Genomic DNA, 21,877 nt, shown 5'->3' on the forward strand with positions numbered 1-21,877 from the left:
AAATCGCGGAAAAAACAATTGGAAATGTATATCTTTGCCTTAAACTTAACATGTATGGAGCAAATAAATACGATAGATAAAATCAGCGCCGTCTACCGCAACACGGCAGAAGAGGCAAGACAAGAACTGAATAAAGTACAACAGAAGATTTACCGCATCGGCAGCCTGCGCCTGCTGCTGTTTGTGGCAGGAGTAGTAGGAATTATCTATTTCTGGAGCGAGAGCTGGGGTATACTGGCCTGCATTGCCCTCATCACCCTACTGCCGTTCCTATTTTTAATGAAATACCACAACCGGCTGTTCCATCGCAAGGACTATCTGGAAAAGAAGATGGAAATCAACGAGCAGGAACTCGCCGCTCTGGATTACGATACGTCTTCTTTCGATGACGGCGAAGCATACATCGACCCCACCCATCTCTACACCTATGATTTGGATGTTTTCGGTCCGCATTCCCTTTTCCAGTACATCAACCGTACCTGCACACAGCCCGGGAAACACCGCCTCGCCCACTGGCTGGGGAAACATCTCGAGAGAAAGGAAGAAATCATCCGCCGACAAGAAGCCGTCAGTGAACTGGCTCCGGAACTGAAATTCCGTCAGCGCTTCCGTATCCTCGGCCTGCTGTACAAAGGAAAAGCCGCCGATGAAACAGAACTGTGCCAATGGGCGGAAAGTCCGAGCATCTTCCGGAGCCGGAAATTACTGCGCCTCCTGCCGATACTGGTGACGGGAGCCAACCTCATCTGCCTCGCACTCGTCATGGCAGGAATTCTGTCCGCAAGTATCTACGGCATCATCTGGACCTGCTTCGTCATCGCCGGCTTCGGCTTCACTGGCAAAGTCACCAAGATGCAGGCCATCTATGGCAAAAAACTGCAAATTCTCTCCACCTACGCCGCCCTGCTCCACCTCATGGAAAAGCAGCCTGCACAAGCCACCCTGCTCAAAGAGATAAAACAACAGATTGACGGAGAAAAACGGAAAGCCTCCCACTCCATCAGCAGGCTGAACAAGCTCATGGATGAACTCGACCAACGCAACAATGTCTTTATGTACGTCATTCTGAACGGCCTCTTCTTCTGGGAACTGCGTCAAATCATGCGCATTGAAGCCTGGAAAGAGCAATATGCCGCTGAACTGCCCGGGTGGCTCGATGCCATCGGACAAATGGATGCGCTCAACTCACTGGCAACATTTGCCTATAATCATCCGGACTATATTTACCCAAAGATAGTTCAAGCGGAAAGAAAGGGAAAAGGAAACCTAAATAAAGAAGAAGAAAGCAATTCTGAAACGGAAGCACCCATCAATGCCCCTTCCTCCTTCCGTCTCCGTGCCGAAGCCCTGGGCCATCCGCTGATGAACCGTGACCGCTGTGTCCGCAATGACATCGACATGGTGAAACGACCGTTTTTCATCATCGTCACCGGCGCCAACATGGCAGGGAAAAGCACCTATCTGCGTACGGTGGGCATCAATTACCTCCTTGCCTGCATCGGCGCCCCCGTCTGTGCCCGCCAAATGGAAATATGCCCGGCCCGGCTCATCACTAGCCTGCGTACCTCGGATTCACTGAACGACAACGAGTCCTACTTCTTTGCCGAACTCAAACGTCTGAAACTCATCATAGACAAGCTGCAGGCAGGTGAGGAACTGTTCATCATCCTCGACGAAATTCTGAAAGGTACCAACTCCATGGACAAGCAGAAAGGCTCCTTTTCCCTTATCAAGCAATTCATGACTTTGCAGGCCAATGGCATCATTGCCACCCACGACCTGCTGCTGGGAACACTCATCGACCTCTTCCCCGATGACATCCGCAACTATCGCTTCGAAGCAGACATTACAGACAATGAACTGACCTTCTCCTACCGCTTGCGCCCAGGCATCGCCCAGAATATGAACGCCTGCTTCCTGATGAAAAAAATGGGGATTGCCGTTGCCGACTAATCCCCACCACAGTTAAAGTCAAGTCTAACGCTTTGACTTATTATGCAGTTTTACATTTCTCCAGGAAAGTAGACGCTGCAACCGCATCGCTACCCGTATAGTAGCGTACGGAAGTTACCGGAGTATACGTGTAAGGCACAAACTGATACAACTGTACAGCCGCAAATTTATTGTCCTGAGAAATCATGACATCCATGCGCACATTTCCACTGCCGCTACTTTTTATTTCAGTCTCGCCATTCAGCTGTTCATTCTCAATCATATCTGTAAGTTTGCCCAAATATTTCAAATCGAAGAAAACACTGCGTTCCTTGGTCACACTGCCCGTCGGCAAATAGACCACTTCCTTCGATTTCCAAAACAGACGGAACACGCCAAGCAAGACGAATGCCGTACCCAGCACCATCAAAGCCATGCTGAGAGTGGAAGATTTATCACTCATCTCAAAAATGGATGCAAAAATAAAAACACCGACCAGCAGCATAGCTACTGAAAAGATAAGTCCTGAAACACTGGTACGCTTTACAATATCGGGATGTGAAGACGCAAAAAGAGTTGCGTCAATAGTTTGAGTTGCCATAATTATAATATGTTTTAATGAATTTATTAGAAATAGAAAATACAGTATTCCCCTGCAAAAACACATAGTCTGACCATACACAAGGGAAAAAGGAAGATTCAATAAAACACTAAATGAGAATACGCCTTAGTGTGAAAATGTAATATTCGCACACCGGCTGGCAACGATAATAGGCAGTGGCATCATAGAGTTTCTCACGATGCAGAGACAAAACAGCCGCTCGCTGGGCCAGTTTGTCAATCCAGTCCTTTAAAGAAAATATATATTCCGTGGTAGAAATACGCTGTATACGGGAGTACGTCAGCAAATGTAATTGTCCACCCATGCCCGCCAGCTCTGCATCCGGCAGATAAGGTAATTGAGGCATCGCAATATAGGCATCAGTCTGCTCATGTACGGCAATAGTATTCTCACTCACAACATTCCCCCCACTTGCCGCTTTATTTGCAAATGCATCGCTTGCAGTCTGCCATAAAGCCAATGCAAGCACCATGAATCCTATGAATCTTAAGAATTTAGCCATATCTATGTGCAAATATAACAGTTTCTACCAGGAATTTGTTTTGTGCACACATCTTTTAATGTTTCTTGGATGATTTATAGGAAAAAAAAGCCGTTCCAAACAAATTGGAACGGCTTCTATATATAAAAAGAATAGTTGAATTATTCAGCTTTAGCTTCCTCAGCAGCAGGAGCTTCGGCAACCGGTGCAGATGTTTCTGCAGCAGGAGCAGCTTCAGTAGCAGCGGCTTTCTTTGAACGGCGGGTACGAGTAGCCTTCTTGGCAACCTTTTCCTTAGCCATATTTTCGTTGTAGTCAACGAGTTCAATGAAGCACATTTCTGCGTTGTCACCCAAACGGTTACCAGTCTTGATAATACGAGTGTAACCACCCGGACGATCAGCAATCTTCACAGAGATTTCTTTAAACAGTTCAGTTACAGCATACTTGTCTTGCAAATTGCTAAATACAACACGACGGGAATTAGTCGTATCGTCTTTAGCCTTTGTAATCAAAGGCTCAACAAACTTCTTCAGAGCTTTAGCCTTTGCAACGGTCGTAGTGATTCTTTTGTGCTTAATCAAAGAACACGCCATATTAGCCAACATAGCGTTTCTATGAGAGGCAGTACGACCCAAATGGTTGAATTTCTTATTATGTCTCATTTTTTATTCTTTATCTAATTTATATTTAGAAATATCAGTTCCAAACGACAGATTCAGACTTTCCAGCAAATCATCAAGCTCGGTAAGCGATTTCTTTCCGAAGTTTCTGAATTTCAGCAAATCCGTCTTGTTGAATTGTACCAAGTCACCAAGAGTCTCTACATCTGCAGCCTTCAGACAGTTGAGGGCACGTACAGAGAGATCCATATCAACGAGCTTGGTCTTCAGCAACTGACGCATGTGCAATACTTCTTCATCAAACTCTTCATTGCCGTCAGCATCATTTGTTTCCAGCGTAATCTTCTCGTCAGAGAAAAGCATGAAGTGATAAATCAGAATCTTTGCTGCTTCTTTCAGGGCTTCTTTCGGATGAATGGAACCGTCGGTAGTAATCTCAAGTACCAGTTTCTCGTAGTCGGTCTTCTGCTCTACACGGAAGTTCTCTACCTGATACTTCACATTACGTATCGGAGTATAAATAGAATCGATAGGAATTACGTTCACATCGGTGCAATATTCGCGGTTTTCGTCAGCAGGAACATAACCACGACCTTTGTTGATCGTAATATCTATCTGCATAGTTGACTTTGAATCTAAATGACAAATAACTAATTCAGGATTTAACACTTCAAATCCAGTCAAATACTTACCTATGTCACCTGCTTTAAATTCACTTGAATTCTCGACCGTAATACTTACTTTCTCACTCTCGAATTCTTCAACTACTTGCTTGAATCTCACTTGTTTCAGATTCAAGATAATGTTAGTAACATCCTCTTTTGCCCCCGGAACACTGGAAAATTCATGCTCAACACCGTCTATCTTGATAGTAGTGATAGCAAAACCTTCCAATGAAGAAAGCAGGATGCGGCGCAGTGCATTACCCACGGTAATACCGAAACCGGGCTCCAACGGACGAAATTCGAATTTTCCGAATCTAGAGTCCGCTTCCAACATTAATACTTTATCAGGTTTTTGAAATGCTAATATCGCCATGAAATTAATTATTATTTAGAATACAATTCTACGATCAAATGCTCTTTAATGTTTTCAGGAATGTCTGCTCTTTCAGGTACATGCAGCAATTTGCCAACCTTAGAGTTATCATCCCATTCCAACCAAGGATATTTGCTATGGTTAAAACCAGCCAGTGAGTTAGCGATAACTTCCAATGATTTGGATCTTTCACGAACACCGATCACCTGACCCGGTTTTACTGCATAAGAAGGAATATTCACAACCTCACCGTCTACAGTAATGTGCTTGTGGCTCACCAACTGACGAGCAGCTGCGCGAGTAGGAGCAATACCCAAACGGAATACGATATTGTCAAGGCGACCTTCCAACAATTGGAGAAGGATTTCACCAGTAATACCTTTAGCAGTCTCAGCCTTCTCAAACAAGTTGCGGAATTGTTTTTCCAAAACGCCATAAGTATATTTAGCCTTCTGTTTCTCACGAAGTTGAACACCGTATTCAGAAGTCTTTCTCTTTCTGGAATTACCGTGCTGTCCGGGAGGATAGTTTTTCTTTGACAATACTTTATCTGCTCCAAAGATACCTTCACCGAATTTACGGGCTATTCTTGATTTTGGTCCAGTATATCTAGCCATTTCTTTTAAATATTTAATTGTTTATTCATGAACTTGGGTTTGTTGCAGCCGCGATTGCAGAGAGAAAGTTTACAATCCAATAACAAAATCAAGTCTCACTTCTATTAAAGGTAAATTTTAAACTCTACGTCTTTTCGGAGGACGACAACCATTGTGCGGAAGCGGAGTTACGTCAATGATTTCAGTAACCTCGATACCTGCACCGTGGATAGTTCTAATAGCAGACTCACGTCCGTTACCCGGGCCCTTCACATATGCTTTTACCTTTCTCAAGCCAAGATCGTATGCTATCTTAGCACAATCTTGAGCAGCCATCTGTGCTGCGTAGGGAGTGTTCTTCTTTGAACCTCTAAAACCCATCTTTCCGGCAGAAGACCAAGAAATGATCTGACCTTCGCTGTTTGCCAGAGAAACAATAATGTTGTTAAAAGATGAATGAACATGCAACTGTCCATTAGCATCAACCTTCACATTTCTCTTTTTTGCTGCAACTGTTTTTTTTGCCATATCAACAATTATTATTTAGTAGCTTTTTTCTTATTAGCAACGGTTTTCTTTCTACCCTTACGAGTACGGGCATTGTTCTTTGTGCTCTGACCTCTTACTGGAAGACCAATACGATGACGAACACCACGATAGCAACCGATATCCATTAAACGCTTAATGTTCAATTGAACTTCAGAACGAAGATCACCTTCAACCTTATACTCTGCACCAATGATCTCACGAATCTTGGCAGCCTGATCATCCGTCCAGTCTTTTACTTTCAGGTCTCTGTCAACACCTGCTTTATCCAAAATTTTTGCTGAACTACTACGACCTATACCATATACATAGGTCAACGCAATTTCACCTCTCTTGTTTTGAGGCAAATCGACACCAACTATTCTTATAGCCATATACTAAATTATTTTTTTTGCAAAAATAATAATATTATCCTTGACGTTGTTTATACTTAGGATTTTTCTTGTTAATAACATACAAACGGCCATTACGTCTAACGATCTTACACTCTGGCGTACGTTTCTTTAAGGATGCTCTTACTTTCATATCTTAATTTTATTTATATCTAAATACAATTCTTCCTTTCGATAAATCGTAAGGAGACATTTCGACTCTTACTTTATCCCCTGGCAGGATTTTGATGTAATGCATCCGCATCTTACCGGAAATATGTGCAGTAATCTCATGTCCGTTTTCTAATTCAACACGAAACATTGCATTAGACAATGCTTCAACTATAACTCCATCTTGTTCTATTGCAGATTGCTTTGCCATATTAATTTCTTAAATTGCTTTATCTCCTAATATTTCTTCAATGAACTCGAATGATGACAATATATCAGCTTCACCAGCACCGACTGCTATCGTATGTTCAAAATGAGCTGCACACTTGCGGTCTTTTGTCCTCACCGTCCAGCCATCACGCTCCATGAGTATTTGTCGGTTACCTAAAGTTATCATCGGTTCAATGGCAATGCACAAGCCTTTCTTCAGCATTGTCCCATAACCACGTTTTCCGTAATTGGGGACCTGAGGATCTTCATGCATTTCCTTGCCTATTCCGTGACCCACAAACTCACGCACCACACCATAAGAATTAGATTCGCAGTGCTGCTGTATCGCATAGCCGATATCACCCAACCGCTTGCCGTGAACGGCATTCTGTATCCCTATGTACAATGCTTCTTTAGTAACCTTCAGTAATTTGCGGACCTCTTCGTCAACTTCACCTACACAAAACGTATAAGCTGAGTCGCCACAAAAGCCATTCATGTAAGTACCACAATCAACAGACACGATATCACCGTCTTTCAATACCACATTATCTCCCGGAATACCATGTACCACTTGGTCATTTACAGATGTGCAAATAGAAGCTGGAAACGGATCACCATATTGATTAGGAAAACCTTTAAAGGTTGGAACAGCACCATTGTCTCTGATGAACTCTTCCGCTACCCTATCCAGTTCTTTTGTTGTCACTCCGGGCCTTATAACCTTAGCTATCTCAGCCAACGTCTTTCCAACAAGCAAATTACTCCTGCGGAGCAGCTCTATTTCATCTTCTGTTTTAAGAAATATCATTCTTCAAAAAAGATTAATATGCAGCTACATTACCACTGCGGCCTTTAATACGTCCGGATTTCAGCAAACCGTCATAGTGTCTCATTAACAAATGACTTTCTACCTGCTGGAGAGTATCAAGCACCACACCCACAAGGATTAACAAAGATGTACCGCCAAAGAATTGAGCAAACTCAGCTTTCACACCGAATATGCCGGCAAACGCAGGCATAATGGCAACCAAGGCCAAGAAGAAAGAACCAGGCAAAGTAATACGTGACATAATCACGTCAATATACTCGGCAGTTTGCTTTCCTGGCTTGATACCCGGAATAAAACCATTGTTTCTCTTCATATCTTCAGCCATCTGAGTCGGATTAATAGTAATTGCAGTATAGAAATACGTAAACAATATAATCAACACTGCAAAAATCAAATTATACCAAAAGCTTGTATGATCAGTCAATGCACGTACGAAACCGCTTGCATCATTCACATTCGAGAACCCAACAAGAGTGATAGGAATAAACATGATAGCCTGAGCAAAAATGATAGGCATCACGTTAGCAGCATTCACCTTCAAAGGAATATACTGTCTAGCACCGCCATATTGCTTGTTACCCACAATCTTCTTCGCATATTGAACAGGAATCTTTCTAGTTCCCTGAACCAAAAGAATAGCGAATGCAATAACAACCAGCAACACAACAAGCTCAATCAGGAACATTACCAGACCACCAGTCTTGTCCGTCATACGGGAAATCAATTCCTGGAATAAGGACTGCGGCAGACGGGCGATGATACCAATCATGATAATCAGCGAAATACCATTACCGATACCCTTATCCGTAATTCTCTCACCAAGCCACAAAATAAACATACTTCCAGCCGCTAAAATAATGGTAGAAGTAAACATAAACAGAGTCCAATCTAATGAAGCATTTAAAGAAGGACCAGCCTGCATCTTAAGATTGAGCAAATAAGAAGGAGCCTGAACCAAAAGAATAAGAATCGTCAGATAACGAGTATATTGATTCATTTTTCTTCTACCACTCTCACCTTCGCGCTGCAATTTTTGGAAATACGGAACCGCAATACCCAGCAGCTGAATCACAATGGAGGCAGAGATGTACGGCATGATACCCAATGCAAAAATAGAAGCATTGGAAAATGCTCCTCCGGAAAACATGTTTAACAAGGCTAAAAGACCTTCGCTTGTCTGTTGATGCAATTGTGTCAGCATTGACGGATTGATCCCCGGCAAAACGACATACGAACCAAAACGGTAGATTGCCACAAACAATATGGTAATGAGGATCCGTTGTCTCAGATCCTCAATTTTCCATATATTCTTTAATGTTTCAATAGCTTTTCTCATTGAATTAGAGTTTTACTACTTGTCCACCAGCAGCTTCGATGGCAGCAACAGCAGTCTTAGAAAATGCATGTGCCTGTACATCCAACTTAGCAGTCAAAGTTCCGTTACCTAATACTTTTACCAACTGGCTTGCAGAAATGAAACCAGCAGCAATGAAGTCACTGATACCTACAGTCTGCAAGTTCTTTGCTTCAGCCAATTTCTGAATTGTATCCAAGTTGATAGCCTTATACTCTACACGATTGATATTTTTAAAGCCAAACTTAGGAACACGACGTTGAAGAGGCATCTGACCACCTTCAAAACCGATTTTCTTAGAGTATCCAGATCTTGATTTAGCTCCTTTATGACCTCTAGTAGAAGTACCTCCCAAGCCAGAACCCGGACCACGTCCAATTCTCTTTCTTGTTTTAGTAGATCCCTCTGCAGGTTTTAAATTACTTAAGTTCATATTGTAATTCGTTTTATATTCAACAAATAATTACTTAACAATGGTAACCAAGTGTTTAACCTTATCCACCATTCCAAGAATTGAAGGAGTACATTCGTGTTCAACCACACGATTCAACTTATGAAGCCCTAGTGCATCGAGAGTTCTCTTCTGATCAGCAGGAGCACCAATTCTACTTTTAACTTGTTTAATCTTTATAGTCGACATATTCTTCCTCCTTATCCTCTAAATACTTTTTCCATACTAACTCCTCTGTTCTGGGCAACCATACGAGCATCGCGCATTTCACTCAATGCCAAGATAGTAGCCTTTACCAAATTGTGCGGGTTGGAAGAACCTTTTGACTTAGCCAAAACGTCTGTTACACCAACACTTTCCAATACGGCACGCATTGCACCGCCAGCAACAACACCGGTACCGTGAGAAGCCGGTTTAATAAATACTTCAGCGCCACCGAACTTTGCAGACTGTTCGTGAGGAACTGTACCTTTCAGTACAGGCACTCTTGTCAGGTTTTTCTTTGCAGATTCAACACCTTTGGCAATAGCAGCGGTTACTTCACCAGCTTTACCAAGGCCCCAACCGATGATGCCTTCTTCATTTCCTACTACCACAATAGCAGAGAAACTAAAAGTTCTACCACCTTTGGTTACTTTGGTTACACGATTAATAGCAACCAATCTGTCTTTCAGCTCTATATCGTTTGTAATCTTAACTCTATTATTAAGTCCTGCCATAATGATTAAAATTTAAGTCCACCGTTACGGGCAGCATCAGCCACCTCTTTTACTCTCCCATGATACAAGTAACCATTACGGTCGAAAACAACAGTAGTAATACCTGCTTCCTGAGCTTTTTTCGCAATCAGTTCACCTACTTTAGCAGCTTGTTCCTTCTTAGGCATTTTTTCAGTCATACCCAAAGAAGAAGCGGCAGCCAATGTCTTACCGGACAAGTCGTCGATAATCTGAACATAGATTTGCTTGTTACTTCTAAATACACTCATACGCGGGCATTCAGTAGTACCTGAAATTTTGTTGCGTACTCTATATTTGATCTTAATTCGTCTTTCTATTTTTGTTGTCATAATAATATCAATTTAAATGATTATTTAGCACCAGCTGATTTACCAGACTTTCTACGAATTTCTTCGCCAACAAACTTAATACCCTTACCCTTATACGGTTCAGGCTTACGGAAAGAACGTATTTTAGAGCAAACTTGACCAAGTAACTGCTTGTCGCAAGATTCCAATATAATCAAAGGATTCTTGTTTCTTTCAGACTTAGTCTCAACTTTAACTTCAGGAGGCAACTGTATAAAGATACTGTGAGTATAACCTAAAGCCAGTTCAATGATATTTCCCTGGTTAGAGGCACGGTAACCTACACCGACAAGTTCCAATTCTTTCTTATATCCTTCTGATACACCAACAACCATGTTGTGTACCAATGAACGGTATAATCCATGGAATGCATGCTTTTGCTTAGGATTATCCAGCATTGCATTTTCATTCTCAGCCAAAACAACATGACCGTCTTCGATGGTAACATTGATAGCAGGATTTACATATTGGCTCATTTCGCCTTTGGGTCCCTTAACGGTAACCACGTCATCTTTCAGAGTAACTGTTACTCCAGCGGGAATACTAATGGGTAATTTTCCTATTCTTGACATTGCTAATTCCTCCTATTAATATACATAACACAAAACTTCACCACCAATCTTTAGTTCAGCGGCTTCTTTGTTGGTCATTACACCCTTGGAAGTAGATATTATAGCAATACCCAAACCATTAATAACACGCGGCATGTCTTTATAACCGGTATATTGACGCAAACCCGGAGAAGAGATTCTCTCCAGCTTCTTGATAGCGTTAACCTTGTTTACCGGATCATACTTCAAGGCAACTTTAATTGTACCTTGAGGACCATCTTCTACAAACTTATAATTAAGAATGTAGCCCTTTTCAAAAAGAATCTTAGTGATTTCTTTTTTCAAATTTGAAGCCGGAACTTCCACAACTCTGTGCTTCGCTTGAATAGCGTTCCGCAACCTCGTCAAATAATCTGCTATTGGATCAGTCATATAAAAAATAAATTAAATTAATCAGGCCTACCCTGACAATATTTAAAAAACAAAATTACCAGCTTGCTTTCTTTACACCGGGAATAAGACCGTTAGAAGCCATCTCACGGAACTGGATTCTGGAGATACCAAACTGACGGATATATCCTTTAGGACGACCAGTCAGCTTGCAACGGTTGTGCATACGAATCGGATTAGAATTCTTAGGCAGGTCCTGCAATTTCTGTGCAGCTTCAAAAGCTTCAGCAGGATCACCAGTTCTAACGATTTGCTTCAACGCAGCTCTCTTCTCGGCATATCTGGCTACTAATTTAGCACGCTTTACTTCACGTGCCTTCATTGATTCCTTTGCCATATTATCAATCTTTTTTAGCGTTTTTAAACGGTAAACCGAATTCCTTCAACAAGGCATACCCTTCTTCATCTGTTTGCGCAGAGGTTACAAAGGTAATATTCATTCCGAGAATTCTAGTAATACTATCGATATTAATTTCAGGGAAAATGATTTGTTCCTGAATACCAAGGGTATAGTTACCCTTACCATCGAACTTACTTTCAATACCCTTGAAGTCGCGAATACGAGGCAGAGCTACACGAACCAACTTTTCAAGGAATTCGTACATTCTCTCACGACGCAGAGTTACCATAACACCAATCGGCATTTTCTTACGCAACTTAAAGTTTGCAATATCCTTACGAGAAATGGTTGCCACGGCTTTCTGACCAGTGATAGCAGTCATTTCATTAATTGCCACTTCAATAATCTTCTTGTCAGCAACAGCCATACCCAAACCTTGATTGATAACAATCTTCTTAAGTACGGGTATCTGCATAGAAGAAGAATACTGGAACTGTGATTTCAATGCAGGCGCAATACGGTCTGCATATTCTTTCTTAAGGCTAGCAGTATTACTCATTACTTAATCTCCTCTCCTGATTTTTTAGAATAACGCACTAAAGTGCCTTCAGCACTTACTTTTCTACCAACACGCGTTGCTTTACCAGTCTTTGGATCAACGGGGTTCAAGTTTGACAAGTGGACAGAAGCTTCCTGCTTCACAATGCCACCTTGTGGGTTTTTAGCATTCGGTTTTGTGCTCTTAGACACCATGTTGATACCTTCAACGATTGCGCGGTTTTTATCAACAAGAACCTTCAATACACGACCAGTCTTACCCTTGTCTTCACCGGAGTTTACATAAACTGTATCGCCTTTTTTAATATGTAATTTACTCATTACTCAAATCTTTTACAATATTAAAGTACTTCAGGAGCGAGTGACACAACTTTCATGTTAGTAGCACGAAGTTCACGAGCTACCGGACCGAAAATACGACTACCTCTAATTTCACCTGCATTGTTCAACAACACGCAAGCATTATCATCAAAACGTATGTAAGAGCCATCAGCACGACGGATTTCTTTCTTAGTACGTACGATCAAAGCTTTAGACACTGCACCTTTTTTAATATCACTTGAAGGGATAACGCTCTTAACAGAAACGACAATCACGTCCCCTACTGAAGCATAGCGACGACCTGTACCACCCAAAACACGGATACAGAGAGCCTCTTTTGCCCCACTATTATCACATACTGTAAGTCTGGATTCTACTTGTATCATAATTACTTAGCTCTTTCAATTATTTCTACCAATCTCCATCTCTTAGTCTTGCTCAAAGGACGAGTTTCCATGATGTGTACAGTATCGCCGATATTGCACTCATTCTTTTCATCATGAGCATGGTACTTCTTCGTCTTGCTAACGAACTTACCATATATGGGGTGTTTCTCCTTAAACTTAGCTGCTACTGTAATGGTCTTATCCATCTTGTTGCTCAGCACAACCCCAGTTCTTTCTTTTCTTAAATTTCTTGCTTCCATCAAGCTCATCATTTATTGTTAAGTTCTCTTTGGCGTAATTCAGTCTTCATACGCGCAATAGTCCTGCGTAATTGTTTGATCTGAGCAGGATTATCCAAAGGAGAAATAGAATGATTTAAAATCATTTGGTTGTAATTAGCTACTTCTGCTTCAACTCTTTCTACCAAGTCGTTGGTAGGCATCTCTTTAATTTCTGCTATTTTCATACTCCTTACGCATTTTGATTTTGAATATCATAATCACGTCTAACCACAAACTTGGTTGTGATAGGAAGCTTCTGTGCAGCTAAGCGCAAAGCCTCTTTAGCGATTTCATAAGATACTCCTTCGGCTTCGATAATAATTCTACCCGGTGTAACTGGGGCAACGAATCCCTCCGGTGCACCCTTACCTTTACCCATACGCACATCAGCTGGCTTTCTGGTAATAGGCTTGTCGGGGAAAATACGAATCCAAATCTGTCCTTGACGTTGCATATATCTTGTCACTGCAATACGCGCAGCTTCAATCTGACGGCCTGTAATCCATTTCGTTTCCAAGGCCTTAATACCAAAAGATCCGAAAGCCAACTGGTTTCCTCTTTGGGCATTACCCTTTTGACGGCCTTTTTGTTGTCTTCTGAATTTTGTTTTTTTCGGTTGTAACATAATTCCTAAAAATCAAATTCGTTAGCGATTATTTTTCTTTCTTTTGAAGTTCTTTCCGCCATTGTTTCCGCTATTGCTTCCACGACCACTTTCCTTGCTTTGCGTAAAGTTCGGAGCCAACTCCTTCTTACCATAAACTTCACCTCTACAAATCCAAACTTTAATACCGAGAAGACCAACCTTAGTCAATGCTTCTGCATGACAATAGTCGATATCTGCTCTGAAAGTGTGCAACGGAGTTCTTCCTTCCTTATACATTTCAGAACGAGCCATTTCTGCACCATTCAAACGTCCTGAAATCTGAATCTTGATACCTTCCGCACCCATACGCATTGTATTGGCAATGGCCATCTTAATGGCACGACGGTAGGCAATTTTGCCTTCAACCTGACGGGCAATGTTGTTAGCCACGATAACAGCATCCAACTCAGGTCTTTTAACTTCGAAGATATTAATCTGAATATCCTTATCCGTAACCTTCTTCAACTCCTCCTTCAACTTGTCAACTTCTTGGCCACCTTTACCGATAATGATACCCGGACGTGCAGTACAAACGGTAATAGTCACGAGTTTCAGTGTACGTTCAATTACAATTCTTGACACACTAGCCTTTGCCAGACGAGCGTTCAAATATTTACGAATCTTGCTATCTTCCAGCAGAGAGTCGCCGTAATTCTTTCCACCATACCAATTGGAATCCCATCCTCTGATAATTCCTAAACGGTTGCTTATTGGATTAACTTTTTGTCCCATTTACCTTAATTTTGATCTTCGTTATTACTTTTAGAACCAACGAACAACGTTACGTGGTTTGAACGTTTACGAATTCTGTAACCTCTACCCTGCGGAGCCGGTCTCATTCTTTTGAGTGTGGCACCACCATCAACAAAAATCTTGGTTACGAACAGCTCGCCACTTTCAGCTTTACGTTCGTTTTTCTGCTCCCAGTTAGCAATTGCAGAGCGCAGCAACTTTTCCACTCTTGCGGCAGCCTCTTTTGAAGAGAACTTCAAAACGCCGAGTGCTCTGTTCACCTCCATCCCACGAATCATGTCAGCCACGAGACGCATTTTACGGGGGGAAGTAGGAACATTTTGCAATTTCGCAAAATACATGGTCTTAAGGGCTTCTTTTCTTTTTTCAGCCGATATTTTTTTTCTTGCTCCCATTATATTATTACTTTATTATTTCAGATAAATCCTGTTTTATTTTTTCTTGTTACCAGCGTGTCCTCTGAAAGTACGAGTTGGAGCAAATTCTCCCAACTTGTGTCCTACCATATTTTCGGTAACATAAACAGGAATAAATTTATTTCCGTTGTGAACTGCAACAGTATGGCCTACGAAATCAGGCGAAATCATTGAAGCTCTGGCCCAGGTCTTAACTACCACTTTCTTGCCCGATTCATTCATGGCAAGCACTTTCTTCTCAAGCTTAACGTTAATATACGGACCTTTTTTTAATGAACGACTCATAATTTACTCAATTAATCAGATTACTTCTTTCTTCTCTCAATAATATACTTAGACGATTGTTTCTTCGGAGCTCTTGTCTTAAGACCCTTAGCATACAATCCCTTACGAGATCTCGGGTGTCCTCCTGAAGCACGTCCTTCACCACCACCCATCGGGTGATCAACCGGGTTCATAACAACACCACGGTTACGCGGACGACGTCCTAACCAGCGAGAACGTCCAGCTTTACCCGAACTTTCCAATCCATGATCTGAGTTACCTACACTACCGATAGTAGCCTTACAAGTACTGAGGATCTGACGAACCTCCCCTGAAGGCAACTTGATAACGCAGTACTTACCTTCTCTGGAAGTCAACTGAGCGAAGTTACCGGCCGAGCGAACCAAGGCAGCGCCTTGTCCCGGACGTAATTCGATGTTGTGAATTACAGTACCGACCGGAATATTCTGAAGTGGAAGTGCGTTTCCGATTTCCGGAGCAGCAGCCTCACCTGACATCAAAGTCATACCAACTTGCAATCCGTTGGGAGCAATAATATATCTTTTTTCTCCATCTGCATAAAACAACAAAGCAATACGAGCCGAACGATTCGGATCATATTCAATTGTTTTAACCACTGCAGGCACACCGTCTTTATTTCTCTTGAAATCTACGATACGAATAATCTTCTTACTACCGCCACCGATGTAGCGCATAGTCATCTTACCTTCATTGTTACGACCACCTGAAGATTTCTTACCAAATACAAGAGACTTTTCTGGTACCCGTGCAGTAATCTCTTCGTAAGTACCAATAATTTTATGTCTTTGCCCCGGTGTTGTGGGCTTAAATTTACGTACTGCCATTTTTATTAAATATTGCTATAAAAATCAATAGTATCTCCTTCTTTCAACGTAACGATAGCTTTCTTGAACGCATTCGTACGTCCGTTGATGATACCGGCACGAGTATAGCGGCTCTTATTTTTGCCGGCATACTTCATCGTATTCACATCAACTACTGTAACGTTGTAAAGGGCTTCAACTTCCTTCTTAATTTCCAGTTTATTAGCTTCAGGACGCACGATAAAGCCGAAACGATTGTTCGTTTTATCAGTAATTGCAGTCATCTTCTCTGTCACTAACGGTTTAATAATAATTCCCATTATTTAAGCCTCCTTTTTACATTAAGATATTGTCGATAGCAGAAAGTGCACTTTCAGCAAACACAACAACCCCAGCGTCCAATACTCTATAAGTATTTAACCCTGAGATAGTCTGCACATTAGCACCCTTTACATTACGAGCCGACAAATATACGTTTTTATTTGCTTCTGGTAAAATCACAAGCAGCTTTTTGTCAGAAACTTTAAGATTTTTTGTCATTGCAACGAAATCTTTAGTCTTCGGAGCTTCAAAAGAGAAGTCTTCTACCACTACAACCGCGTTGTTCTGAGCCTTGTATGACAAAGCTGACTTACGAGCCAGAGCCTTTACTTTCTTGTTTAATTTGAAGTAGTAATCTCTCGGTTTCGGACCGAATACGCGTCCACCACCAACAAGTACCGGTGAGTTCATGTCACCACGACGTGCACCACCGCCACCTTTCTGGCGACCGATTTTACGAGTAGAACCACTGATTTCGCTTCTTTCCTTTGACTTGTGTGTACCCTGACGCTGGTTAGCCATAAACTGTTTAACATCCAAGTAGATAGCGTGGTCGTTGGGCTCAATTCCGAAGATAGACTCGTTTAACGTAATCTTTCTCCCAGTGTCTTCACCTTTAATGTTATATACGTTAACTTCCATTATTTCTCAATTATTACGATTGAACCTTTGCAACCAGGAACAGACCCCTTAATCAAAAGAAGATTATGCTCCGCGATTACCTTTAATACCTGCAGGTTTTGAACAGTTACTCTGTCGCCACCAAGCTGTCCACCCATGCGCATTCCCTTGAATACTTTTGCGGGGTAAGAACAAGCACCAATAGAACCCGGCTTACGAGCGCGGTTGTGCTGACCGTGAGTAGTCTGGCCTACACCACCGAAACCGTGGCGCTTTACCACGCCCTGAAACCCCTTACCCTTAGAGGTACCTACAACGTCAACAAAAGTTGTGTCATTGAACAGTTCTACAGTAACAGTGTCACCCAGATTCAACTCTGTTTCAAATTCTTTGAACTCAGCCAAGTGTTTCTTGGGAGTTACTCCAGCTTTTTTAAAGTGCCCCATCAAAGGCTTTGTAGTGTGCTTCTCCTTCTTATCTTGGAAGCCCAGCTGAACAGCTTCATAACCGTCCTTTTCTACAGTTTTCACTTGAGTAACAACACAAGGACCTGCTTCGATAACAGTGCATGGTACATTCTTACCCTCGGCACTGAAAACGGATGTCATTCCGATTTTTTTTCCTAATAATCCTGGCATTTCACTTAATTTTTAATACTTACACTTTAATTTCTACTTCCACACCACTCGGCAACTCCAACTTCATCAGAGCGTCTACTGTCTTAGCTGTTGAGCTATAGATGTCAATCAGTCTCTTGTAAGAAGAGAGTTCGAATTGTTCACGCGACTTCTTGTTAACGAAAGTCGAACGGTTCACGGTAAAGATACGTTTGTGCGTAGGAAGAGGAATCGGACCGCTAACGATAGCGCCCGTTGTCTTCACCGTTCTTACAATTTTCTCAGCTGACTTGTCAACCAAGTTGTGGTCGTAAGATTTCAGTTTGATTCTAATTTTTTGACTCATTACTGTTTTTAGTTATTAAATAGTTATATAAGATGAAGTTCCGCAGGCTAAGAGTCATTCGCTAGCCTACGGGACTTCAAGTTTTTTAGATTAAGTCAGCACGGCCTTTCACTTCCTCCAATACTGCCTTGGCAATAGAGTTGGAAACCTGGGCATGGTGAGAATATACCATTGAAGAGGTTGCACGACCAGAAGTGATAGTACGCAATGCTGTTACGTAACCAAACATTTCTGCCAGCGGAACCATTGCCTTCACGATACGTGCACCGGAACGGCTAGATTCCATACCTTCCACCTGGCCACGACGCTTGTTCAAGTCACCGATAACATCACCCATGTTTTCTTCCGGAGTAACAACTTCCAGCTTCATGATAGGCTCCATCAATACCGGACCCGCCTTAGCACAAGCGTTCTTATATGCCTGGATAGCACAGATTTCGAAAGACAACTGGTCAGAGTCAACCGGGTGGAAAGAACCGTCAATCAAAGTTACTTTCAGTGAATCCAGCGGATAACCAGCCAACACACCGTTCTTCATAGCAGTAGTGAAGCCCTTCTGTACAGACGGAATAAATTCCTTAGGGATGTTACCACCCTTCACTTCGTCAACGAATTGCAATCCACCTTCCTTGAAGTCTTCATCAACCGGGCCGATATTCACGATAATATCAGCGAATTTACCACGACCACCAGACTGCTTCTTGTAAACTTCACGCAAATTAACTGTCTTAGTGATAGCCTCCTTGTAGTTAACCTGAGGCTTACCTTGGTTACATTCAACCTTGAACTCACGTTTCAGACGGTCGATAATAATATCCAAGTGGAGCTCACCCATACCAGAGATAACTGTCTGACCAGTCTGTTCGTCAGTCTTAACTGTGAACGTCGGGTCTTCTTCAGCCAACTTAGCCAAACCATTTGACAGCTTATCCATATCTTTCTGAGTCTTAGGCTCAACAGCGATACCAATTACCGGTTCCGGGAAGTCCATAGATTCCAATACAATCGGTGCAGTTTCGTCACACAATGTATCACCAGTATGTATATCCTTGAAACCTACGCCAGCACCAATATCACCAGCACCGATAACTTCTACCGGATTCTGCTTGTTTGAGTGCATCTGGAACAAACGGGATACGCGTTCTTTCTTACCAGAACGAGAGTTATAGATATAAGAACCAGCCTCTATCTTACCGGAATAAACGCGGAAGAAAGTCAAACGACCTACATACGGGTCAGTTGCAATCTTAAATGCCAAAGCAGAAGTCTTTTCGTCTTCGCTCGGTTTACGATCTTCTTCAGCACCAGTTTCGGGATTTGTACCGACAACATTCTCTGTATCCAGCGGAGAAGGCAAGAATGCACAAACGTAATCAAGCAATGTCTGTACACCTTTGTTCTTGAATGAAGAACCGCAAAGCATCGGAACGACAGCCATTTGCACTGTTGCGTTACGGAGAGCTCTCAAAACCTCTTCTTCTGTAATGGTAGAAGGATCATCGAAATATTTCTCCATCAAAGCATCATCAAACTCAGCCACTTTTTCGAGCATCTTATCTCTCCATTCGTTAGCTTCGTCTACCAGATTTGCAGGGATTTCCTCTACTGTATAGTCAGCGCCCATTGTTTCATCATGCCAATAGATAGCTTTCATTTTGATAAGGTCTACCAGGCCTTTGAAAGATTCCTCAGCACCGATAGGAACGACGATAGGACACGGATTAGCACCCAAAACATCCTTCATTTGGCGAACTACTTCAAAAAAGTCAGCGCCCGAACGGTCCATCTTATTAACGTAAGCGATACGCGGTACGTTATATTTGTCAGCTTGGCGCCAAACTGTCTCAGATTGCGGTTCAACACCACCTACTGCACAGTAAGCAGCAACAGCGCCATCAAGAATACGCAAAGAACGCTCTACCTCAGCGGTAAAGTCAACGTGTCCCGGAGTGTCAATCAAGTTAATTTTATAAGTATCACCGGCATATTTCCAACGAGTGGTAGTAGCAGCAGAAGTGATAGTAATACCACGTTCCTGTTCTTGCTCCATCCAGTCCATTGTAGCGGCACCATCGTGCACCTCACCGATTTTGTGGGTTAAACCCGTGTAAAACAAAATACGTTCAGAGGTCGTTGTCTTTCCGGCATCGATGTGGGCCATGATACCGATATTACGTGTCAAATGTAAATCATGCTTTGCCATTTTCTAATTCCCTTACTTTAAGTTTTTAATCTTCTAATTGGTTAGTCTCTTATAGTATTAGAATCTGAAATGAGCAAACGCACGGTTAGCTTCTGCCATTCTGTGCATGTCTTCTTTACGTTTGTAAGCACCACCCTGTTCGTTGAAAGCATCCATGATTTCAGCGGCTAACTTGTCAGCCATTGACTTGCCACCACGCTTACGTGCAAAGATAATCAAGTTCTTCATTGAAATTGACTCCTTACGGTCAGCACGGATTTCTGTAGGAACCTGGAAAGTAGCACCACCCACACGGCGAGACTTCACTTCCACCTGAGGAGTCACATTATCCAGAGCTTTTTTCCAAATTTCAAGAGCGGATTTCTCTTCGTTCTGCATTTTATTCTTCACTGTTTCCAACGCAGCATAGAAGATTTCATAAGAAGTATTCTTCTTTCCATCGTACATCAAATGATTCACGAACTTGGAAACTTTTACATCATTGAACACGGGATCCGGAAGGATAACGCGTTTTTTCGGTTTTGCTTTTCTCATTTGTCTGAAAGAATAATGTTTTTCGTTCTTGGTTGTTCACTTCTGTCTTCTTCAACTCTCCCTCCGGAGAATTTACTCAACCTTTAGCATTTCCAACAAACTAAAACGTAAGTTATTACTTTTAATTTTTCTGTTTTTGGGTATCAGGCCACCAGATTATTTCTTCTTAGCAGGAGCTGCTTGACCCGGTTTCGGACGTTTTGCGCCGTATTTGGAACGTCTTTGTGTACGACCTGCAACACCTGCTGTATCCAAAGTACCACGTACGATATGATAACGCACACCCGGAAGGTCTTTTACACGACCACCACGTACCAATACAATAGAGTGTTCTTGCAAATTGTGACCTTCTCCCGGAATATAAGAGTTCACCTCTTTACCATTGGTCAAACGTACACGAGCTACTTTACGCATAGCTGAATTCGGTTTTTTCGGAGTGGTTGTATACACTCTCACGCAAACGCCACGTCTTTGAGGACAAGAGTCCAAGGCTGGAGACTTTGATTTCTCCACCAGCACTTCGCGTCCTTTTCTTACTAATTGCTGAATTGTAGGCATTTTAATTGTTTTTAGTTATATATTATTGTTTATATTAATTCAGAACTATACACTTTTGGGCTGCAAAGATACTAATAAGTTTTGAATAATCAATGCACTACAAGTTTTTTTTTAATTTTACGCTTCACCCTTGATGTTGGGAAGAGGCGGAAATGTTTGTTCGTCCGGCATGTGAATCGGTCCGAAAGAGCGTTCGTATTTCCCAATATTCTCTTCGAGTGCACGCAGCAAACGCTTGGCATGTTCGGGTGCCAAAACTATGCGCGATTGCACACCAGCCTTTGGCATTCCAGGCATCACGCGAATAAAGTCGAGAATAAATTCCGAACTGGAATGAGTTATAATAGCCAAATTGGCATATGTACCTTGCGCCACTTCTTCCTTCAATTCTATCTGAAGTTGACCGTTGTTGTTTTCTTGATTTTCCATGTTGCACAATTATTTTTAAAATGTTCTTAAAAGATAGACCAAAAGTACTCTTTTTTTTCGGACGATATACATTTAAGTCCCCAAAAGACACATAATAATCCGTCCAGAAAAAGAAGCAAGCCA

Annotated in this window: 37 protein-coding genes; 1 reads left to right on the forward strand and 36 read right to left on the reverse strand. The window is 42.0% G+C overall.

Features of this window, described 5'->3' with window-relative positions:
- Positions 1-54: 54 nt before the first annotated feature.
- Entirely contained in the window at positions 55-1,953 is a 1,899-nt protein-coding gene (locus HUX74_RS07440) for a MutS family DNA mismatch repair protein (protein WP_174646443.1), read from the forward strand.
- Between the two features lie 40 nt (positions 1,954-1,993).
- On the opposite strand, the gene HUX74_RS07445 is transcribed toward HUX74_RS07440, so the two are convergent.
- The 36 genes from HUX74_RS07445 to HUX74_RS07620 all read right to left on the reverse strand — a co-directional run bounded on the left by HUX74_RS07445 (position 1,994) and on the right by HUX74_RS07620 (position 21,754).
- The gene (locus HUX74_RS07445; RefSeq protein ID WP_174646444.1) at positions 1,994-2,533 is read right to left on the reverse strand and encodes a hypothetical protein; all 540 of its coding nucleotides are present in this window, start codon (positions 2,531-2,533) and stop codon (positions 1,994-1,996) included.
- 109 nt (positions 2,534-2,642) lie between these two features.
- Positions 2,643-3,056 carry a hypothetical protein gene (locus tag HUX74_RS07450; protein ID WP_174646445.1) on the reverse strand — a complete coding sequence of 138 codons (414 nt, stop codon included), beginning with the start codon at positions 3,054-3,056 and terminating at the stop codon, positions 2,643-2,645.
- Positions 3,057-3,196: 140 nt separating this feature from the next.
- Entirely contained in the window at positions 3,197-3,700 is a 504-nt protein-coding gene (gene rplQ / locus HUX74_RS07455; protein WP_117601012.1) for a 50S ribosomal protein L17, read from the reverse strand.
- Between the two features lie 3 nt (positions 3,701-3,703).
- Positions 3,704-4,696 carry a DNA-directed RNA polymerase subunit alpha gene (locus HUX74_RS07460; RefSeq protein ID WP_117601011.1) on the reverse strand — a complete coding sequence of 331 codons (993 nt, stop codon included), beginning with the start codon at positions 4,694-4,696 and terminating at the stop codon, positions 3,704-3,706.
- A gap of 11 nt (positions 4,697-4,707) precedes the next feature.
- Complete coding sequence (gene rpsD / locus HUX74_RS07465) at positions 4,708-5,313, reverse strand: 30S ribosomal protein S4 (RefSeq protein ID WP_005825685.1); 606 nt, start codon at positions 5,311-5,313, stop codon at positions 4,708-4,710.
- Positions 5,314-5,430: 117 nt separating this feature from the next.
- On the reverse strand, positions 5,431-5,820 hold the full coding sequence (gene rpsK / locus HUX74_RS07470; protein ID WP_002558049.1) for a 30S ribosomal protein S11: 390 nt from the start codon (positions 5,818-5,820) through the stop codon (positions 5,431-5,433).
- Positions 5,821-5,831: 11 nt separating this feature from the next.
- Positions 5,832-6,212: a 30S ribosomal protein S13 gene (gene rpsM / locus HUX74_RS07475; RefSeq protein WP_005941839.1), complete on the reverse strand. Its 381-nt coding sequence runs from the start codon at positions 6,210-6,212 to the stop codon at positions 5,832-5,834.
- 34 nt (positions 6,213-6,246) lie between these two features.
- The gene (gene ykgO, locus HUX74_RS07480) at positions 6,247-6,363 is read right to left on the reverse strand and encodes a type B 50S ribosomal protein L36 (protein ID WP_002558051.1); all 117 of its coding nucleotides are present in this window, start codon (positions 6,361-6,363) and stop codon (positions 6,247-6,249) included.
- A 9-nt stretch (positions 6,364-6,372) separates the two neighbouring features.
- Positions 6,373-6,591: a translation initiation factor IF-1 gene (infA, locus tag HUX74_RS07485; protein WP_002558052.1), complete on the reverse strand. Its 219-nt coding sequence runs from the start codon at positions 6,589-6,591 to the stop codon at positions 6,373-6,375.
- 9 nt (positions 6,592-6,600) lie between these two features.
- Entirely contained in the window at positions 6,601-7,401 is an 801-nt protein-coding gene (gene map / locus HUX74_RS07490) for a type I methionyl aminopeptidase (RefSeq protein ID WP_174646446.1), read from the reverse strand.
- Between the two features lie 13 nt (positions 7,402-7,414).
- Positions 7,415-8,758: a preprotein translocase subunit SecY gene (gene secY, locus HUX74_RS07495; protein WP_005825690.1), complete on the reverse strand. Its 1,344-nt coding sequence runs from the start codon at positions 8,756-8,758 to the stop codon at positions 7,415-7,417.
- Between the two features lie 4 nt (positions 8,759-8,762).
- Entirely contained in the window at positions 8,763-9,209 is a 447-nt protein-coding gene (gene rplO, locus HUX74_RS07500) for a 50S ribosomal protein L15 (protein WP_005825692.1), read from the reverse strand.
- Between the two features lie 30 nt (positions 9,210-9,239).
- On the reverse strand, positions 9,240-9,416 hold the full coding sequence (gene rpmD, locus HUX74_RS07505; protein WP_004291222.1) for a 50S ribosomal protein L30: 177 nt from the start codon (positions 9,414-9,416) through the stop codon (positions 9,240-9,242).
- A gap of 11 nt (positions 9,417-9,427) precedes the next feature.
- Complete coding sequence (gene rpsE, locus HUX74_RS07510; protein WP_005825693.1) at positions 9,428-9,946, reverse strand: 30S ribosomal protein S5; 519 nt, start codon at positions 9,944-9,946, stop codon at positions 9,428-9,430.
- Between the two features lie 5 nt (positions 9,947-9,951).
- Positions 9,952-10,296 carry a 50S ribosomal protein L18 gene (gene rplR, locus HUX74_RS07515; RefSeq protein WP_005656518.1) on the reverse strand — a complete coding sequence of 115 codons (345 nt, stop codon included), beginning with the start codon at positions 10,294-10,296 and terminating at the stop codon, positions 9,952-9,954.
- 20 nt (positions 10,297-10,316) lie between these two features.
- On the reverse strand, positions 10,317-10,886 hold the full coding sequence (gene rplF / locus HUX74_RS07520; RefSeq protein WP_005825696.1) for a 50S ribosomal protein L6: 570 nt from the start codon (positions 10,884-10,886) through the stop codon (positions 10,317-10,319).
- A 15-nt stretch (positions 10,887-10,901) separates the two neighbouring features.
- Positions 10,902-11,297 (reverse strand): 30S ribosomal protein S8, encoded by a 396-nt coding sequence (rpsH, locus tag HUX74_RS07525; protein ID WP_004291226.1) that lies wholly within the window; start codon positions 11,295-11,297, stop codon positions 10,902-10,904.
- 55 nt (positions 11,298-11,352) lie between these two features.
- Positions 11,353-11,652, reverse strand: coding sequence for a 30S ribosomal protein S14 (rpsN, locus tag HUX74_RS07530; RefSeq protein WP_005825697.1), 300 nt, complete (start codon positions 11,650-11,652; stop codon positions 11,353-11,355).
- Between the two features lie 4 nt (positions 11,653-11,656).
- Positions 11,657-12,214, reverse strand: a complete 558-nt coding sequence (gene rplE / locus HUX74_RS07535) for a 50S ribosomal protein L5 (RefSeq protein WP_117601009.1) — start codon at positions 12,212-12,214, stop codon at positions 11,657-11,659.
- Positions 12,214-12,534, reverse strand: coding sequence for a 50S ribosomal protein L24 (gene rplX, locus HUX74_RS07540; RefSeq protein WP_117601008.1), 321 nt, complete (start codon positions 12,532-12,534; stop codon positions 12,214-12,216). Before rplX ends, rplE begins: the two co-directional genes overlap by 1 nt.
- A gap of 20 nt (positions 12,535-12,554) precedes the next feature.
- Positions 12,555-12,920 (reverse strand): 50S ribosomal protein L14, encoded by a 366-nt coding sequence (rplN, locus tag HUX74_RS07545; protein WP_005825700.1) that lies wholly within the window; start codon positions 12,918-12,920, stop codon positions 12,555-12,557.
- A 2-nt stretch (positions 12,921-12,922) separates the two neighbouring features.
- Positions 12,923-13,192: a 30S ribosomal protein S17 gene (gene rpsQ / locus HUX74_RS07550; RefSeq protein ID WP_005825701.1), complete on the reverse strand. Its 270-nt coding sequence runs from the start codon at positions 13,190-13,192 to the stop codon at positions 12,923-12,925.
- Positions 13,189-13,386, reverse strand: coding sequence for a 50S ribosomal protein L29 (rpmC, locus tag HUX74_RS07555; protein ID WP_117601007.1), 198 nt, complete (start codon positions 13,384-13,386; stop codon positions 13,189-13,191). Before rpmC ends, rpsQ begins: the two co-directional genes overlap by 4 nt.
- A gap of 5 nt (positions 13,387-13,391) precedes the next feature.
- The gene (gene rplP / locus HUX74_RS07560) at positions 13,392-13,826 is read right to left on the reverse strand and encodes a 50S ribosomal protein L16 (RefSeq protein WP_004291234.1); all 435 of its coding nucleotides are present in this window, start codon (positions 13,824-13,826) and stop codon (positions 13,392-13,394) included.
- A gap of 21 nt (positions 13,827-13,847) precedes the next feature.
- Positions 13,848-14,579 (reverse strand): 30S ribosomal protein S3, encoded by a 732-nt coding sequence (rpsC, locus tag HUX74_RS07565; protein ID WP_004291235.1) that lies wholly within the window; start codon positions 14,577-14,579, stop codon positions 13,848-13,850.
- 5 nt (positions 14,580-14,584) lie between these two features.
- Complete coding sequence (rplV, locus tag HUX74_RS07570) at positions 14,585-14,995, reverse strand: 50S ribosomal protein L22 (RefSeq protein ID WP_004291236.1); 411 nt, start codon at positions 14,993-14,995, stop codon at positions 14,585-14,587.
- Between the two features lie 36 nt (positions 14,996-15,031).
- On the reverse strand, positions 15,032-15,301 hold the full coding sequence (gene rpsS, locus HUX74_RS07575) for a 30S ribosomal protein S19 (protein ID WP_002558070.1): 270 nt from the start codon (positions 15,299-15,301) through the stop codon (positions 15,032-15,034).
- Between the two features lie 20 nt (positions 15,302-15,321).
- Positions 15,322-16,146, reverse strand: a complete 825-nt coding sequence (gene rplB, locus HUX74_RS07580; protein ID WP_117601006.1) for a 50S ribosomal protein L2 — start codon at positions 16,144-16,146, stop codon at positions 15,322-15,324.
- Positions 16,147-16,151: 5 nt separating this feature from the next.
- Positions 16,152-16,445, reverse strand: coding sequence for a 50S ribosomal protein L23 (gene rplW, locus HUX74_RS07585; protein ID WP_005825706.1), 294 nt, complete (start codon positions 16,443-16,445; stop codon positions 16,152-16,154).
- A 16-nt stretch (positions 16,446-16,461) separates the two neighbouring features.
- Entirely contained in the window at positions 16,462-17,088 is a 627-nt protein-coding gene (rplD, locus tag HUX74_RS07590) for a 50S ribosomal protein L4 (RefSeq protein ID WP_005825707.1), read from the reverse strand.
- A complete protein-coding gene (gene rplC / locus HUX74_RS07595) occupies positions 17,088-17,705 on the reverse strand; it encodes a 50S ribosomal protein L3 (protein WP_117601005.1) in 618 nt (205 codons plus the stop codon). The genes rplD and rplC overlap by 1 nt, the downstream gene beginning before the upstream one ends.
- Positions 17,706-17,724: 19 nt before the next feature.
- On the reverse strand, positions 17,725-18,030 hold the full coding sequence (gene rpsJ, locus HUX74_RS07600; protein ID WP_004291244.1) for a 30S ribosomal protein S10: 306 nt from the start codon (positions 18,028-18,030) through the stop codon (positions 17,725-17,727).
- Positions 18,031-18,115: 85 nt separating this feature from the next.
- The gene (gene fusA, locus HUX74_RS07605) at positions 18,116-20,233 is read right to left on the reverse strand and encodes an elongation factor G (protein WP_117601004.1); all 2,118 of its coding nucleotides are present in this window, start codon (positions 20,231-20,233) and stop codon (positions 18,116-18,118) included.
- A 57-nt stretch (positions 20,234-20,290) separates the two neighbouring features.
- Positions 20,291-20,767 (reverse strand): 30S ribosomal protein S7, encoded by a 477-nt coding sequence (rpsG, locus tag HUX74_RS07610; protein WP_005825710.1) that lies wholly within the window; start codon positions 20,765-20,767, stop codon positions 20,291-20,293.
- 156 nt (positions 20,768-20,923) lie between these two features.
- On the reverse strand, positions 20,924-21,325 hold the full coding sequence (gene rpsL / locus HUX74_RS07615) for a 30S ribosomal protein S12 (RefSeq protein WP_005825712.1): 402 nt from the start codon (positions 21,323-21,325) through the stop codon (positions 20,924-20,926).
- 117 nt (positions 21,326-21,442) lie between these two features.
- Positions 21,443-21,754: a DUF3467 domain-containing protein gene (locus HUX74_RS07620; RefSeq protein ID WP_117601003.1), complete on the reverse strand. Its 312-nt coding sequence runs from the start codon at positions 21,752-21,754 to the stop codon at positions 21,443-21,445.
- Positions 21,755-21,877: the final 123 nt, after the last annotated feature.

Source organism: Bacteroides sp. Marseille-P8574, assembly GCF_902825465.1.
Lineage (GTDB): Bacteria > Bacteroidota > Bacteroidia > Bacteroidales > Bacteroidaceae > Bacteroides > Bacteroides uniformis.

Excerpts from the sequence above, each read along its gene's own strand:
- HUX74_RS07440 (WP_174646443.1), top strand. The coding sequence starts at position 55 with ATGGAGCAAATAAATACGATAGATAAAATCAGCGCCGTCTACCGCAAC.
- HUX74_RS07445 (WP_174646444.1), bottom strand. The coding sequence starts at position 2,533 with ATGGCAACTCAAACTATTGACGCAACTCTTTTTGCGTCTTCACATCCC.
- HUX74_RS07450 (WP_174646445.1), bottom strand. The coding sequence starts at position 3,056 with ATGGCTAAATTCTTAAGATTCATAGGATTCATGGTGCTTGCATTGGCT.
- rplQ (WP_117601012.1), bottom strand. The coding sequence starts at position 3,700 with ATGAGACATAATAAGAAATTCAACCATTTGGGTCGTACTGCCTCTCAT.
- HUX74_RS07460 (WP_117601011.1), bottom strand. The coding sequence starts at position 4,696 with ATGGCGATATTAGCATTTCAAAAACCTGATAAAGTATTAATGTTGGAA.
- rpsD (WP_005825685.1), bottom strand. The coding sequence starts at position 5,313 with ATGGCTAGATATACTGGACCAAAATCAAGAATAGCCCGTAAATTCGGT.
- rpsK (WP_002558049.1), bottom strand. The coding sequence starts at position 5,820 with ATGGCAAAAAAAACAGTTGCAGCAAAAAAGAGAAATGTGAAGGTTGAT.
- rpsM (WP_005941839.1), bottom strand. The coding sequence starts at position 6,212 with ATGGCTATAAGAATAGTTGGTGTCGATTTGCCTCAAAACAAGAGAGGT.
- ykgO (WP_002558051.1), bottom strand. The coding sequence starts at position 6,363 with ATGAAAGTAAGAGCATCCTTAAAGAAACGTACGCCAGAGTGTAAGATC.
- infA (WP_002558052.1), bottom strand. The coding sequence starts at position 6,591 with ATGGCAAAGCAATCTGCAATAGAACAAGATGGAGTTATAGTTGAAGCA.
- map (WP_174646446.1), bottom strand. The coding sequence starts at position 7,401 with ATGATATTTCTTAAAACAGAAGATGAAATAGAGCTGCTCCGCAGGAGT.
- secY (WP_005825690.1), bottom strand. The coding sequence starts at position 8,758 with ATGAGAAAAGCTATTGAAACATTAAAGAATATATGGAAAATTGAGGAT.
- rplO (WP_005825692.1), bottom strand. The coding sequence starts at position 9,209 with ATGAACTTAAGTAATTTAAAACCTGCAGAGGGATCTACTAAAACAAGA.
- rpmD (WP_004291222.1), bottom strand. The coding sequence starts at position 9,416 with ATGTCGACTATAAAGATTAAACAAGTTAAAAGTAGAATTGGTGCTCCT.
- rpsE (WP_005825693.1), bottom strand. The coding sequence starts at position 9,946 with ATGGCAGGACTTAATAATAGAGTTAAGATTACAAACGATATAGAGCTG.
- rplR (WP_005656518.1), bottom strand. The coding sequence starts at position 10,296 with ATGACAACAAAAATAGAAAGACGAATTAAGATCAAATATAGAGTACGC.
- rplF (WP_005825696.1), bottom strand. The coding sequence starts at position 10,886 with ATGTCAAGAATAGGAAAATTACCCATTAGTATTCCCGCTGGAGTAACA.
- rpsH (WP_004291226.1), bottom strand. The coding sequence starts at position 11,297 with ATGACTGATCCAATAGCAGATTATTTGACGAGGTTGCGGAACGCTATT.
- rpsN (WP_005825697.1), bottom strand. The coding sequence starts at position 11,652 with ATGGCAAAGGAATCAATGAAGGCACGTGAAGTAAAGCGTGCTAAATTA.
- rplE (WP_117601009.1), bottom strand. The coding sequence starts at position 12,214 with ATGAGTAATACTGCTAGCCTTAAGAAAGAATATGCAGACCGTATTGCG.
- rplX (WP_117601008.1), bottom strand. The coding sequence starts at position 12,534 with ATGAGTAAATTACATATTAAAAAAGGCGATACAGTTTATGTAAACTCC.
- rplN (WP_005825700.1), bottom strand. The coding sequence starts at position 12,920 with ATGATACAAGTAGAATCCAGACTTACAGTATGTGATAATAGTGGGGCA.
- rpsQ (WP_005825701.1), bottom strand. The coding sequence starts at position 13,192 with ATGATGAGCTTGATGGAAGCAAGAAATTTAAGAAAAGAAAGAACTGGG.
- rpmC (WP_117601007.1), bottom strand. The coding sequence starts at position 13,386 with ATGAAAATAGCAGAAATTAAAGAGATGCCTACCAACGACTTGGTAGAA.
- rplP (WP_004291234.1), bottom strand. The coding sequence starts at position 13,826 with ATGTTACAACCGAAAAAAACAAAATTCAGAAGACAACAAAAAGGCCGT.
- rpsC (WP_004291235.1), bottom strand. The coding sequence starts at position 14,579 with ATGGGACAAAAAGTTAATCCAATAAGCAACCGTTTAGGAATTATCAGA.
- rplV (WP_004291236.1), bottom strand. The coding sequence starts at position 14,995 with ATGGGAGCAAGAAAAAAAATATCGGCTGAAAAAAGAAAAGAAGCCCTT.
- rpsS (WP_002558070.1), bottom strand. The coding sequence starts at position 15,301 with ATGAGTCGTTCATTAAAAAAAGGTCCGTATATTAACGTTAAGCTTGAG.
- rplB (WP_117601006.1), bottom strand. The coding sequence starts at position 16,146 with ATGGCAGTACGTAAATTTAAGCCCACAACACCGGGGCAAAGACATAAA.
- rplW (WP_005825706.1), bottom strand. The coding sequence starts at position 16,445 with ATGGGAATTATTATTAAACCGTTAGTGACAGAGAAGATGACTGCAATT.
- rplD (WP_005825707.1), bottom strand. The coding sequence starts at position 17,088 with ATGGAAGTTAACGTATATAACATTAAAGGTGAAGACACTGGGAGAAAG.
- rplC (WP_117601005.1), bottom strand. The coding sequence starts at position 17,705 with ATGCCAGGATTATTAGGAAAAAAAATCGGAATGACATCCGTTTTCAGT.
- rpsJ (WP_004291244.1), bottom strand. The coding sequence starts at position 18,030 with ATGAGTCAAAAAATTAGAATCAAACTGAAATCTTACGACCACAACTTG.
- fusA (WP_117601004.1), bottom strand. The coding sequence starts at position 20,233 with ATGGCAAAGCATGATTTACATTTGACACGTAATATCGGTATCATGGCC.
- rpsG (WP_005825710.1), bottom strand. The coding sequence starts at position 20,767 with ATGAGAAAAGCAAAACCGAAAAAACGCGTTATCCTTCCGGATCCCGTG.
- rpsL (WP_005825712.1), bottom strand. The coding sequence starts at position 21,325 with ATGCCTACAATTCAGCAATTAGTAAGAAAAGGACGCGAAGTGCTGGTG.
- HUX74_RS07620 (WP_117601003.1), bottom strand. The coding sequence starts at position 21,754 with ATGGAAAATCAAGAAAACAACAACGGTCAACTTCAGATAGAATTGAAG.